General features: G+C 50.9%; 9 protein-coding genes. 2 read left to right on the plus strand and 7 right to left on the minus strand.

What is annotated here, in order from left to right:
- Positions 1-30: 30 nt before the first annotated feature.
- From I1H34_RS03065 to I1H34_RS03080, 4 genes are all read right to left on the minus strand, one after another.
- On the minus strand, positions 31-684 hold the full coding sequence (locus I1H34_RS03065) for a DUF6348 family protein (RefSeq protein WP_212664290.1): 654 nt from the start codon (positions 682-684) through the stop codon (positions 31-33).
- Between the two features lie 66 nt (positions 685-750).
- Positions 751-1,200: a nucleoside-diphosphate kinase gene (gene ndk / locus I1H34_RS03070; protein WP_212664291.1), complete on the minus strand. Its 450-nt coding sequence runs from the start codon at positions 1,198-1,200 to the stop codon at positions 751-753.
- 113 nt (positions 1,201-1,313) lie between these two features.
- Positions 1,314-1,985, minus strand: a complete 672-nt coding sequence (locus tag I1H34_RS03075) for a phosphatase PAP2 family protein (RefSeq protein WP_212664292.1) — start codon at positions 1,983-1,985, stop codon at positions 1,314-1,316.
- 105 nt (positions 1,986-2,090) lie between these two features.
- Entirely contained in the window at positions 2,091-2,483 is a 393-nt protein-coding gene (locus I1H34_RS03080) for a DUF2237 family protein (protein WP_212664293.1), read from the minus strand.
- A 537-nt stretch (positions 2,484-3,020) separates the two neighbouring features.
- Here I1H34_RS03080 and I1H34_RS03085 point away from each other — a divergent pair.
- Entirely contained in the window at positions 3,021-4,640 is a 1,620-nt protein-coding gene (locus I1H34_RS03085; RefSeq protein WP_249369750.1) for an SUMF1/EgtB/PvdO family nonheme iron enzyme, read from the plus strand.
- Positions 4,641-4,994: 354 nt separating this feature from the next.
- On the opposite strand, the gene I1H34_RS03090 is transcribed toward I1H34_RS03085, so the two are convergent.
- Positions 4,995-7,994, minus strand: coding sequence for a COR domain-containing protein (locus tag I1H34_RS03090; protein ID WP_212664295.1), 3,000 nt, complete (start codon positions 7,992-7,994; stop codon positions 4,995-4,997).
- A 190-nt stretch (positions 7,995-8,184) separates the two neighbouring features.
- Positions 8,185-8,337 (minus strand): hypothetical protein, encoded by a 153-nt coding sequence (locus I1H34_RS03095; protein WP_212664296.1) that lies wholly within the window; start codon positions 8,335-8,337, stop codon positions 8,185-8,187.
- A gap of 197 nt (positions 8,338-8,534) precedes the next feature.
- Between I1H34_RS03095 and I1H34_RS03100 the strand changes: the two genes are divergently transcribed.
- On the plus strand, positions 8,535-10,157 hold the full coding sequence (locus I1H34_RS03100; RefSeq protein ID WP_212664297.1) for an SUMF1/EgtB/PvdO family nonheme iron enzyme: 1,623 nt from the start codon (positions 8,535-8,537) through the stop codon (positions 10,155-10,157).
- 19 nt (positions 10,158-10,176) lie between these two features.
- Here the strand turns inward: I1H34_RS03100 and I1H34_RS03105 are convergent, their stop codons facing one another.
- The gene (locus I1H34_RS03105) at positions 10,177-13,479 is read right to left on the minus strand and encodes a hybrid sensor histidine kinase/response regulator (protein WP_212664298.1); all 3,303 of its coding nucleotides are present in this window, start codon (positions 13,477-13,479) and stop codon (positions 10,177-10,179) included.
- Positions 13,480-13,574 lie beyond the last annotated feature (95 nt).

Raw genomic sequence — 13,574 nt, forward strand, 5'->3', positions numbered from 1 at the left:
CACAAACCCCAGTTGTCGCGAAGATAACGGTTAGCCTGGGGTATGGGAAACTTCTTTTTTCAGGATCAAGAAATTTCTCACACTGTAATAGCCATCGCATTTTTCCCAAGGGATGTCTTTCAGCGCGACTTCACCCTGGGGCCAAGGTTGATTATCCATCAAAGCCTCGAAGACTTGCTGAGCGCTGATATGACAATAAAAAGTCCGAAACCAATGCACGTCTGCAGCAAGGGGGGACTGTTCAATGGCAGATTCAATCGTGGTAAAGGCTGACTTGGGAACGGGAATATCAATGCCTTGGGAGGCGCGTCGCGAAAAGTTGCCGATATAGGCGACCCAATTGCTACCTGCTAGGGACCAGCGCTTAGTGGTGACTTGCTCTGGATCGTTTTTGCCATAGAAGCAGGCTAACAATACTGGAAAGGAACCCAGTACAAAATTTTGCACCCCATCCATAATGGCGTTGTTGTCTTCGCCTAGACCCGCGCAGCGATCAATCAGCAGTCTGCCATCGGGCAATAAGACCTCTATATCTAGGCAGCCGGCCCCGGCTTTCTTGGGAGGATGCCAAATCCCCCGAATGGCAGGCGCTTGACCATTGGGCAACACCCAACCCTCAACCACGGCACAGGGAATATCTTGGGCTTTAAATAGACGAATTAAAACATCTGCAAGGGTTGCCATTCACATACCACAGTTTGTGAGCTAGACCGAACACTCACCTCTAGATGAGGTGAGTGCAAGGCGGAGTTATTCGTAAATCCAGGAGGTTAATGTGGGAGACCAATCTGCTAATTCTTCGGGCTTAAACCACAGGCTGATTTCGCGCTGAGCCGTTTCGACTGCGTCAGAACCGTGAATGATATTGCGGCCAATATCGATACCAAAATCGCCGCGAATGGTTCCTGGCTCAGAGCTGAGGGGATTGGTCGCGCCAATGACTTTGCGGGCCGCAGCAACGACGCCTTTGCCTTCCCAGACCATTGCCACAACGGGGCCAGAGGTAATGAAGTCAACTAAGCCACCAAAGAAGGGCTTTTCTTTATGCTCGCCGTAATGTTGTTCGGCTAACTCCCGGCTGACGACCATCAGCTTTAGACCCACTAACGTAAACCCTTTGGCTTCGTAACGGCCAATAATTTCCCCCACCAGACCTCGCTGGACGCCGTCTGGTTTTACAGCCAAAAATGTTCGTTCCACAGAATTAAGACTCCCTTCAGGGTTTACATCCTTATCTATGCTCAGAAAAGATGCGGCATTTGTAAAGGTAGGGAAACCCTCATCAAGGTATATCGCCTCAATGATGCTCGCGGTCAATCGGTTATGGCCTCCCTCTGCCTAGCCAATAGTAAGGATTGGGAGATGAAGCAGATAGCTAACCAGACTAAGCCTGCGGCATATCCAGCTACCACGTCTGTGGGCCAATGAACGCCAATATAAAGCCGACTAAACCCAATGGTGGCAATCAGGCTCGTGCCCACGGCCACCATCAGCAGCTGGAAGGAGCGAAACTGGCGAATGAGCCCATAGATCAGTACGGCATAGAAGACTAAGGAGACCATGGCATGGCCGCTGGGAAAACTATAGAAGGGCACGTGCAAAATTTGGTCCCAGAGGGCAGGACGATGACGGGCAAATAGCTCTTTGAGCCAGATATTCAATCCCAAAGAGCCCCCAATCGCGATTACGAAGCCTAAGGCTTCCTGGCGTCGTTTTTGCCACAGCAATATCCCTCCCATGCCTAGGGTGAAGGGAAACAGAATCAGGGGTTCACCTAGATAGGTCACTAGCACCATTAACCGATCCAATATCGGCGTATGGAGGTTGTGAATGGCTAGCAAAATCTGGGTGTCTAGGGCTTCTATTTGGGGGAGCAGGGTTGCGATCGCAACAAAAATACCTAAGGCTAATACCGTTGCCACTATTCCCACGCGCTGCCAGGGCGAACGGAAGGATTGACCTAGGTGAATTGGCCATTTCAACATAGAGGAATTAAAGCGACGTCACAGTAGCAGGCAGACGGCCCACAAACTTAACTGTAGGTGATATACCTTAATGACAGTTTAATGGCTGCTGATGAAACGGTGGTCTTAGCTGCCTTCAGCATCAACAGCATATTGTTTCAGATCATCGAGGGAGACATGCTCTAAAGCCATGGCATGGGTCGCGGCTAACTTTACGGGGGGTGCTACTCCTGCTTCTAGGGCCTGCTGCCAGCGAGAGGCACATAAACACCAGCAGTCACCGGGCTTCAGCCCTGGAAACCCATAGATGGGGGCTGGGCTACTTAAATCATTGCCTTGCACTTTGGTGTAGGCCAAAAACTCTGAGGTGACTTGGGCACAGACAATGTGCGCTCCCATATCTCCGGCACCGGTATTGCACTTGCCATCCCGATAAAATCCGGTCATGGGTGACGTACAGCAAATCTGTAAGGGACCTCCCAATACATTGGTGGCTTCTGTCTTCATGGCTTTTGTCATTCACTTTGCTCCAACAGCCTGGCCTAGACAAACCATAGCAGGTCCTCTCTTCCAAGGTAGAAAGTTTAAGGTCTAGACGTTAGGAAAGATCCAAAAAATTTTGAATGCATAAAAATCTTGAAATCGGCAGATAATTAGGTAGTTATATTAGGAAAGAATGAGTTAAATATTCTCTTCTAGCTTCAACTTTTATGGGGCTACTGCTTAACAGCAAGGGATTGCTACTATCAAGTGATGATAATATTTATAGCTGCTATTCTGAGATTTATATATTCAGCAAACAGTTCCATGGGTTAATAGAAAAATATTTGACTATTTTCTTTGTAAGCTATTTATTGAGTGGAATTTTTTGCTTGCCAGAAATCTATTTGGCTTAGCCAAAAAAGAGTGACTCAGTCTTTGCAGTGGCAGCTCAATATTTGCAGAATGAGTCGAGAAAGGTACTAGCAGCGTGAGTGAATCTATCAAGCAAACCGTTTAGGGTGCTTGCCCTGAAAGACGTGATTGAGAAACAGGCATCTAGCAATCGGTATGAGAATGCAGCGCAGACAGTTTTTATGCTTTGGGGGCACCGTCTTGCTCAGCCTTGTGGCCTCCCCCCAGTCCTTTGCTAAATCCGTTGATGAAATTCGTAAAATTGCCCGTCAGATCACTGTCAAGGTGCTGACTCAAGGGCCGTCTGGCTCGGGAATTTTGATTCAAAAAAAGGGGCCTGTCTATACGGTACTGACGGCGGCCCATGTGATCAAAAATTCCAATCGTGGGGAAGAAGCCTATGCCATGACGAATGATGGCGAAAATCACTTGCTCGATACCCAATCCATGAAAACCGGCTCTAACTTAGATCTTGCGATCGCAACGTTCTACAGCAATAAAACCTATGGTGTGACGGATATTGGCCAATTTAAAGCCCTAGATATTTTGGATGAGATTTATGTGGGCGGGTATCCCTTTGCCGATCAGGGCATTTCCGTCTCTACTATTACCCTGACTCGGGGAGAAGTCGCTTCTATTGGCCCCTTTGAGGATGGCTATGGGTTCTCCTATACGGCGGTGACCAAAGCGGGGATGAGCGGCGGCCCCATTCTCAATCAAGCGGGACAATTGGTGGGGATTCATGGTCGAGCGGCAGGACAGCGGTTAAAACAGTTTCGCCTCAAGGATGGTCTGAATCTGGGGATTCCCATCGATACTGCTATTGAGGTCTTTGGCTTGGAGCAGCTCGCTCCCACGGTGGCTCAAGCGCCTGAATCGGAGTCTCAACCCCCTGAGCCTGAGCCGCCAGCGGAAGAGACTCCCTCGCCTGAATCCGATTTGGCGAGCTTCACCTTTGAGGTTCTGGGGGTGAATGACAAGGGCCAGGTGCGTAAACGGACCCAACAGTCGGCCCAATACTATCGCCAACCCCTGGTAGAAGGAGTGGACTTGGAGATGGTGTCTATTCCAGAGGGACAGTTCACGATGGGCTCCCCTGTGACCGAAACCCATCGAGAGAAAAACGAAGATCCCAAACATGTGGTGGATGTCCCTGGGTTTTTTATGGGGAAATATCCCATTACCCAAGCCCAATGGCAGGCCATTATGGGGGACAATCCCTCTAAATTTCAGGGGGCCAATCATCCCGTCGATCAGGTCAGCTGGTTTTTAGCAGAAGAGTTTTGCCAAAAGCTATCGGTGGCCACGGGGCAGGATTACCGTTTGCCCAGCGAAGCGGAATGGGAATATGCAGCGCGAGCAGGCACCCACACGCCATTTCACTTTGGTAAGACTATCACCACAGATCTGGCCAATTACGACGGCAATTACACCTATGACAAAGGGCCGAAAGGAACCTTCAGACGAAAAACACTGGGAGTTGACCAATTCACGGGCAATGGGTTTGGCCTCTTCAATATGCATGGTCAAGTTTGGGAATGGTGTTTAGACCATTGGCATGATCATTACAAGGGGGCTCCCACTGATGGCACCGCCTGGATTGAGAAAGGAGACCCGAAACTGCAGCGAGTACGACGAGGGGGATCTTGGTATGATAGCCCCCATGCTTGCCGGTCTGCCTTTCGCTACCGTTCCCATCCTTATACCTATAAAAGTTCGTTTGGGTTACGGGTTGTCTTGCCAATCCTAAAGCCCTCGGTTGAGATAATTGCGGTGCCGTAGATTCCCTAGGGAAGTAGAAAATATTGAGGGACGTATCCATGAGTTGTTCAGGGTCAACTCTTCCAGTCTCGGTATTAGACCTCTTGCAATATGCGTTTCATGATGGGCTACCAACTCAATTTATGCCGCCCGTGATCTGACTTGGAGTACTAGGCCTCTACCATATCGGTAATTGAATTATGTAATAGGTCTAATGACATAACGATATGACTTGGGGTAGTGATCTAACGAAATCTTCAGTAGCGACAATGAGTCGTTTGCTGCAAAACATTGTTTGCTAACTCTTTCACTGGGGGCTGATCAACTGTATATCTATCTTGAGAAGCAGGTTGACGAACATTGCACCTCCTGTCTTCAGGGGTGTTCTGGCGCTGTAGCCAGTGACTTAAGAAGCTTCTGCAAACCAGCTTCGCGTTTTGTTTCTGGAAACAGATCGATGTGCTGAATCCGCTCCAATGTTCGCGTGTCGTCAATCTCAATGGGTGGAACATCGCATTTCGCTAACCGCACGGGAAAGATGTAGGAATGTCCAGGGCCGAACTGTCTGAAGGTGGTAATTGCGTCGCGTATTTCGGGATAGACACCAGAACGATAACGCTCCTTGGTCAAGTCCGGCGACAGGCAGACCACTACGGCATAGGCATTTTTCATCGCCTCGCGTATTGCTTCCTTCCAGTCACGACCGCCAAGAATGAACTCATCCCACCACACTAATTCGCCTGCATTTCCCAGATCTTCAACCAGCCGCGAAACGTCGTCCTTGTTGTCGTGGCAATAAGATATAAAAACGTGCTTCTCTCCCATTTTTTTTCTCTCCTCTCGTCTTTGCCCTTGGCGTTTATTCTGATAGCGAATTGAATCGATGCCGTTCAGCAATTCTGTTACCGAATAGCATTTGTCCGCTCCAACCGGGAAGTACTTACTTTCACCATGTTCCCCCAGCTTCAAAAGGTGATCATACGGCACCGTAACGTCTGGTCTGTCTGGCAATGGCACTTCCTCTGTGGGGGCCAGCGTCGGAATTGTCGAATGAACGTAACGGAAAGCGTCACGTACAACAGCAAGGCTTTCTTTCCGGTTCTTGATCGCTCCTTGCACCGCTATAAATACCTTGTTTTTCTCTATGTCTCCGCGAACAAGAACCGTGTTGCCATCAATCTTCAGTACTGTCCCGCTTCGCCAACTGAGATTTTGGTTCACATGCTGGTGCATCCGCACAATGAAGCGACAGATCACACCGGCTGGTAGGACAGTATAAGCATATTGGAAGTTCAATGATTCTTGAGGCTTCCATTGGAGCGTCTTAGGCTCTTTTGGGTCGAGCAGTTCCGGGATCAGCCAGTGTGTCTGCTTGCGATGATCAATTTGATAGGCCAACTCAAACTGCATCATCTTGCGCACGATGAAATCATGACGGTTTTTGGGATATCCTTCAAGCGTGTTCAGCACTGCTGAAAGCTGCTGACAACTTAGGAGACCGTCTCGTTTCTCTTTCAGGTTCTTGTCATTGATGATTGCATAAACACCATCAGTTACCCATTCAGGATTGAGGACGTAGGGATCGTTCTGACCATAGGGATCGTCGGGGTCCTGGAAGTTAAGGACTACGCCTAGATCGTGCAGAAAACGGATCAAGCGATCTTGGTTTTCAGACTTCTTGACATTATAGCGACTGGAAATCTTACGATAGTCTTCAATTGGGATGTAGTTTCTCTCAGCCGCTGCCTGCTCTAGTTCGGCCATAACATCAAAGTAGCTCTGCGGCAGTTCATTAAAGACGTGCGGCAGGCGACGGATATGCTTGCCGATCTCGCGGCGAAGTTTCGCGATTCCTTGGCCTGTGGAACAACTTGTCTGGATGAAACCTTGGATGTTCGGGTAGTCTTGTATCAGGCGCGTTTCATTCAGTTCGTGGGGATGCTGATCGCTTTTATTTATCACCACTAGCACGGGCGACTCACCCCCGTAGCTCTGGATGATCTTTAGCCAGTAATGGATGTTACTCTCCTTTTCGCCAGCGCGTGCGTCGATCACGAGGAGGTAGAGACTGCGGCGCGTGAGGAAAAACTGGTGCGTGGCGTGCATAATTTCCTGGCCGCCAAAATCCCAGATATGGACGTTGATCCGCTCGAACTTACCGCCAGTGCCTTTCTTGCCTTGGACGTCCCAGTTATCGATATTGATGCCTTCGGTCGGCAGCTCGCCAAGATTGCACGGCTTGTTTTGGATAAGGTAGTGAACCAGCGAAGTCTTGCCTACGCCACCCTGACCGACCAATAACATCTTCGCTTCGTTTAGCCGTCGCGCAGGTTCAGTCCGCGATTGCAAGTACCAGGCCAGGATTGACTTTGGATCGGCTGGAGCTTTCTCTCCGCTAAATGATATTGTAGATTCAATCAAGGTCGGGCCAAGGACCTCTGGCGGAATGCCCAACGCCTCGTTGTCTTGGAGGAAGAGGCCTTCCAGTAACTCACAGTTGTCCAGCGACTCAGGCAGCGCCGTCAATTGGTTTGCTTCAAGATCAAGCAAACGTAGTTTTTTAAGCTGGTTGATTGATTTTGGTAATGTCTTCAGCTTATTAGTATTATCACCCCAATATGTTTGACGATTCTGTTCCTTGACAAACTTCCCTAAGTAGAGATTCTGTAGATTCGAGAGAGAGCCTAGCCACCCCGGTAGCACTTCAAGAGATGTCGTAGCAGCTCCAAGCGTGATCAACAGAGTGAGCCGTGCCAAAGATGATGGCAACTTTTTGAGTCGGTTACTTGAAATTTCTAATTCAGTCAGTTGTGTAAGCTGGCCCAGCGACTCCGGCAGCGCCGTCAGTTGGTTCCTGCTGAGGTTCAGCGATTGCAACTGGGAGAGCTGGCCCAGCGACTCCGGCAGCGCCGTCAGTTGGTTGTTGGTGAGGTCCAGCGTCTGCAACTGGGAGAGCCGACCCAACGACTCCGGCAGCGCCGTCAGTTGGTTGCTGCTGAGGTTCAGCGATTGCAACTGGGAGAGCTGGCCCAGCGACTCCGGCAGCGCCGTCAGTTGGTTGTTGCTGAGGTTCAGCGATTGCAACTGGGAGAGCCGACCCAACGACTCCGGCAGCGCCGTCAGTTGGTTGTTGGTGAGGTCCAGCGTCTGCAACTGGGAGAGCCGACCCAACGACTCCGGCAGCGCCGTCAGTTGGTTGCTGCGGAGGTTCAGCGATTGCAACTGGGAGAGCTGGCCCAGCGACTCTGGCAGCTCAGTAAGCTTTTCAGAGTTATCAGCATTCCAATTACATCTCAGATCGAGCTTGGTCGCTCCGGTATGCCGCGCTTCGGCGATTTTACGTTCGGCCTTTTGATATGGCGTTTCTGTTGCCATTGTCAGTCTTGCTTTAATATTTTTCCAGTTATACCTCGAAAAATGATGATTATCGAAAACTTAAAGCCTGATCTCTAAGGAAATGTCTGAGCGGTCTGCCAACCCGGCTTAAACAATAAGGAAATGTCTGAGCAGACTGCCAACCCGGCTTGAACGATTCGGTCGAGGCAGAGACCTGAGTCTTTCCAGTTTATAGTTGCTGCCTTGACCGCAGTGTTGGCCATTGGTCCAAATCATGGCTAGACGGTTTATGGTTCAACTCAGTGCAGGTTAAGTCACCACACTCAATAGCCATGCCGCTGCCAAGCAAGCGATCCGTTGTACATGATTCCAGCGATCCCATTGAATTAAGAGAGCGACGCCATAGGGCTAAGCCTTGGGTGCACTTCGGATCGACCTGAAGCCACGGCGACTAAAGTCGCTCGCCGACAGGATTACTATCAGCCAACCAGCCCGGATAGCCTTCTGAACCCGAGACATTCCTAAATTGAGCGGATACATTAGGAATAAGGGTTTTGCAGAGTATTGATATAGGTTGGAATGGGCATTAAGCGACGTCAGTTTTTGTGGTTCGGGGGGACTGCTGTTCTTAGTTTGGCCTCTTCCCCATGGTCTTTAGCCAAGTCGGTGCGGGATATTCGCCAAATTGCCCGCCGCATTACCGTTCGCATTATGACTCAAGGCCCCTCTGGTTCCGGGGTGTTGATCAAGCGGAATGACAATATCTACACCGTGCTAACGGCGGCCCATGTGATCAAAAACTCTAACCGGGGCGAGGAAGCCTATGTGGAAACCTATGACGGTGAAACCCATCTCCTCAACACTCAATTGATGCAGGTGGATGCCAAAGCGGATATTGCGATCGCAACCTTCACTACCAACAACAACTATCGCGTCACAGACATCGGCAAGTTTAAAAACCTCGGTATTTTGGATGATATTTATGTGGGGGGCTATCCTCTAGCCGATCAGGCCATTTCCGTCTCCACCATTACCCTCACCCGTGGAGAGGTGGCCTCCATTGGTGAATTTGAGGATGGCTATGGATTTTCCTACACCGCCGTCACCAAGGCAGGCATGAGTGGTGGCCCCGTATTGGATCGAGAAGGTCGTCTGATTGGCATTCATGGACGGGCAGCGGGGCGACGGCTCCAGGAGGTGCGGATTAAGGATGGCCTGAATTTGGGGATACCGATCAATACTGCGATCACAGCATTTGGCCTGGGTAATAAGTACAGGCCCCTCACTGCGGAGCAACCTGAAAACCCTGAACAACCTCCTTCTGAACCCACGGAAAAAGAGACCACGGAGGAGCCACCCGAACAGAAGACCCTGCCCGGACTGTCCCGGTTTGCCTTTGAAGTGGTTGGCGTCAATGCAACAGGCCAGATCCAAAAGCGAAGCCGTCAGTCTGCCCAGTATTATCGCCAAGATCTGAAAGAAGGACAGTCCCTGGATATGGTCTATATCCCTGGGGGACGGTTTAGCATGGGCTCTCCGGCGGCGGAAGCCAATCGCCAAAAAAGCGAAGGTCCCCAACATCAGGTGATAGTGCCCACCTTTTTTATGGGCAAATACCCCATTACCCAAGCCCAGTGGCAAGCGGTGATGGGTGAGAATCCATCGAAGTTTCAGGGGGCGAATCGTCCCGTTGAGCGAGTGAGTTGGGAAGCCGCCACGGAATTTTGCCAGAAACTTTCGGAACTCACGGGGCAGGAATATCGCTTACCCAGCGAGGCCGAATGGGAATTTGCCGCCCGCGCCGGGACGAGTTCTCCGTTTTGCGTCGGTGCAACCTTAACCACAGAGATAGCCAACTACGACGGCAACTATACCTATGGTCGCGGCCCTCGTGGCACCTTTAGAAAGGCCACCACTCCTGTAGGCCAGTTTGCCCCTAATACATTGGGCCTCTACGACATGCATGGTCAAGTCTGGGAATGGTGCCAAGATCATTGGCATGACACCTATAAAGGAGCACCCACGAATGGATCGGCTTGGGTGAAGCAAGATGATCTGCGATCTCACCGGGTTCGACGCGGGGGATCTTGGTACGATGGCCCTCATGCCTGCCGGTCAGCGTTTCGCTATCGCTCGTTGCCCAGCAACTTCCAGAACTCCTATGGCCTGAGAGTGGTGTGCCAAGACTTAAAGGATATTTAGGGGCCGATTTGAGACCCAGTTAACCGACTAATTCCGGTGTCTTCTGGTCGATAAATCCGGCTAGGGTATCTAGTAATTCCTGCTCGTTAAACGGTTTAGAGAAATAGGCTGACGCCCCTAAGTTCATGGCGACTTTGCGGTGTTTCTCATGACTACGGGAGGTGAGCATGACAATGGGTAAATCTTCAAATCGGCGCTGGCCTTTGACTTCTTCGAGGACACCGTAGCCATCCAGCCTCGGCATTTCAATGTCACAGACGACTGCCTGCACCGTTAAGCCACTTTCCAGCTTATCAACGGCTTCTTGACCATCCCTGGCCTGCTCAACCAGATAGCCTGCTTTTTCCAGGGTCATGGCTAGGAAGCGACGAACATTAACCGAGTCATCCACCACGAGGACCGTATTGCCTTGGCTGGCTTGGGACACTGGTTCCACCGATGCTGCGATTAGACCGGATTGTTCGCGCTCTAGGCACCATTTGAGCACAGGCAATGGATCAATAATCGGGACGACCCGGCCATCCCCTAATACCGTAGAGCTAACGAATCCAGGCGGCATGGGTAAGGGGCTGTCGATGTTGCGAATCGTGACTTCTTGTTCCCCCCAGAATCGCTCAATTTCCAGGCCGCCCACAGTGGATTCTTCGCCAACCACTAGAACCGTGGGTTGATTAATAACGGGTGTTCCCAACATTTCGGAGAATTTGCGGGTTTGGCTAAAGGCCCAGTGCCTCGCCAAATTCATCACTGGAATGGACTGATCCTGCCAGGTCAATTTTTGAGTCTGTTCAATCGTGTGGAGTTGGTCTGCCTCTATGCGCAGCAGTTCGCGGATGTTGTCTACGGGCACTGCAAAAATTAAGCCAGAATGCTCCAAGAGCATGACTCGCAGAACCGAAAGGGTATAGGGGACCGTAATTGTAAAGGTGGTGCCGACACTGCGTTCGGTGTTTACATAAATATCGCCTCGGATGTCCCGGAGGTTGGTTCGCACCACATCCATACCCACGCCTCGACCTGAAATCTCAGTCACTTGGTCAGCAGTACTAAAGCCGGGTTCAAAGATACAGTCCAGTAAGTCCTGATCCGACATCTGCAAGACTTCTGATTCGGTGAGTCCCATGGATTGCAGGCGATTGCGCACCTTATCCAACCGGATGCCAGCCCCATCATCGCTAATGGTGATGACGGTTTGAGCTCCTCGGTTCCGAGCTTTAATCGTAATCTTGCCTTCGGGTGCTTTGCCAATGGACAGCCGACGCTCTTGGCTGCCAATCCCATGGTCAAAGGCATTCCGCAACAGGTGGTTGAGGGCATCCCCTAGGGATTCAAGCACGGACCGATCAATCAGGGTGGCATCCCCTTCCATGACCAAGTTCACGGGCTTATTGAACTGAACGCTCAAATCCCGAATCACCCGTGGGAATCGCTTGACGATCTCTCTAAAGGGCACCATCTGGGTGCGGGTGACATTGGTCTGCAACGAGCGGGTGGTTTGGTTAATGTCTCGAACGGCCTGACCCATGTCTTGCAGGGTCAAGTTAATATCTGAGCCCACCTCTTGCAGTTGGACAATCGTTTCAATTTGGTCTTGGGCAATCAGGTGTAAGTCGGTATATTGGTCCATTTCTAGGGCATCAAATTGCCCTGGCCTGGGTTCGGCGATTTGTTCGGGCTGAGCGGGGGCAGCTGCCTCTGCCGGGACAATTCCTTCCAGGGAGGCTCGGTCATACCATTGCTGCAATTGGGTATTGGATGCTTCTAGTTGTTGAATCCGCTGTCGAATCAGTTGGGTATAGGTTTGCAACTGCTCAAAGCGCAGATTGACGGTATTCCGTTCCAGAATCAGTTTCCCAAACAGGGCGTTAAATTGCTCCAGTTGTTCCACCGGAACCCGCACGGTTTTACCGCTTAACGGCTTTGCTGCTGGTGCAGCGGCAGGCTGGTTGGCCGTGGCTTGTTCCAGAATTTGAGCGGCACTCTCAAGGGTTAATGGCAGTTCAGAAGGGATAGGACTCTCTGCAGCCGGATTAATGGTGGGAACAGGATTCTCAGGACTTGTTGCAACCACTGGTTCGGGTAGGGAAACCCCAAGATCCGCGTCAATGGCAAATGCGTCCTGTAGATCCGCAAGCTCCATCGAGTCTTGCAAATTGATGAGATCATCTGCATTTAATAGGTCATCTGCAGGGATCTCCGCTGGGATGTCAAAGTCAGTTGTATTGAATAAGTCATCTGTAGGGATCTCCGCCGGGATGTCAAAGTCAGCAGCAGGTAACTCAATGGATAAGGCATTGGCTAAGTTGGCGATGGCCGGATCATTGAGGGAAAGCTCGTCCAGATTGACTGTTTCTAGCGGTTCGGGGCTAGGCAGATCCGTGGCTAAAGCTTCGGCTAGGTCAGCTACGGCGGGATCATCTGCAAAAGAGATGGCCTCTGCAGGTAGCTCTGGGGGCATGTCAATCGCGCCAAAGTCTGCTTGCAGAGCCGACAAGTCCACTAAGTCTAGGGCATTTTCAAAGTCAATTTCAGGACTGGAAGCGATATTGGGCGTAAAGTCCGGAAGCTGGTGGGGCAGCTTCTCAAAGCTGCGTCGCAGCACCAAGGCATGGGACCGTCGCCAGGTTTTGAGGGCGGCAGTGGATAGTTCTGGAATTTGCTCGGGGATAACTTGGGGGGCTAGTTCCTGGACGGATTGGCAGAGCTGAATAAAAGGCTCTAAATTCGCCATATGACCAAAAGCCACCAGTTCTTCTGCCGTCATGGCCAGCTCTGCAGCGAGCTGAGGGGCAGGCAAGGTCTCAAAATAGCCTTCAATCCGATCGAGAACGGCTTCCACGCCATCCTCAAACATCAGTAGTGCCGGATCCGTTTCATCCTCGTCGCCGTTGAGCAGCGCCGTCTCGTCCTCGTCCGTGACATCCCCTAAATGAACTTGCAGTTGGTCAAAGACGGGATAAATTTGTTCTGCTAGCCAGGCTGCATCAATTTCGGCTCCTTGCCGATAGCGATCACCCACCTGTCGCAAGCAATCTAAACCCTGCAATAGCAAGGTCTCTACCTCCGTTTCGATGGTTTTGGAGGCGTGATGCACCCGCAAGATTTTGAAGAAGTCTTCTAGACGGTGGGCCACTTTACTCAGATCCATCAGCCCCATCATGGCCGCTCCCCCCTTAACGGTGTGGGAGGCTCTGAGGGCTTCGTCCAGTTGCTCTGGTTCAGCAACGTTTGCTGCTAGACCCAGCAAAGCCCGTTCAATCCTGTCGTAACAATCTTCTGCTTCTTCGAGAAATTTGAACTGGACTTGTTGTTCTTTATCCATGGTGCTCAGGTGATATTGAGTCGCTAATATCGATGGGGTTCATCCGGCTGCTAATCTCAAGTCAGGGGGACCGATAGAAGAACGATCCTAAATTC

It is taken from the genome of Acaryochloris marina S15 (assembly GCF_018336915.1).
In the GTDB taxonomy this organism is placed as follows: domain Bacteria; phylum Cyanobacteriota; class Cyanobacteriia; order Thermosynechococcales; family Thermosynechococcaceae; genus Acaryochloris; species Acaryochloris marina_A.

Coding starts and splice junctions, on each gene's coding strand:
- I1H34_RS03075 (WP_212664292.1), bottom strand. CDS start 1,985: ATGTTGAAATGGCCAATTCACCTAGGTCAATCCTTCCGTTCGCCCTGG.
- I1H34_RS03090 (WP_212664295.1), bottom strand. CDS start 7,994: ATGGCAACAGAAACGCCATATCAAAAGGCCGAACGTAAAATCGCCGAA.
- I1H34_RS03100 (WP_212664297.1), top strand. CDS start 8,535: ATGGGCATTAAGCGACGTCAGTTTTTGTGGTTCGGGGGGACTGCTGTT.
- I1H34_RS03095 (WP_212664296.1), bottom strand. CDS start 8,337: ATGGGATCGCTGGAATCATGTACAACGGATCGCTTGCTTGGCAGCGGC.
- I1H34_RS03065 (WP_212664290.1), bottom strand. CDS start 684: ATGGCAACCCTTGCAGATGTTTTAATTCGTCTATTTAAAGCCCAAGAT.
- I1H34_RS03105 (WP_212664298.1), bottom strand. CDS start 13,479: ATGGATAAAGAACAACAAGTCCAGTTCAAATTTCTCGAAGAAGCAGAA.
- I1H34_RS03085 (WP_249369750.1), top strand. CDS start 3,021: ATGCAGCGCAGACAGTTTTTATGCTTTGGGGGCACCGTCTTGCTCAGC.
- I1H34_RS03080 (WP_212664293.1), bottom strand. CDS start 2,483: ATGACAAAAGCCATGAAGACAGAAGCCACCAATGTATTGGGAGGTCCC.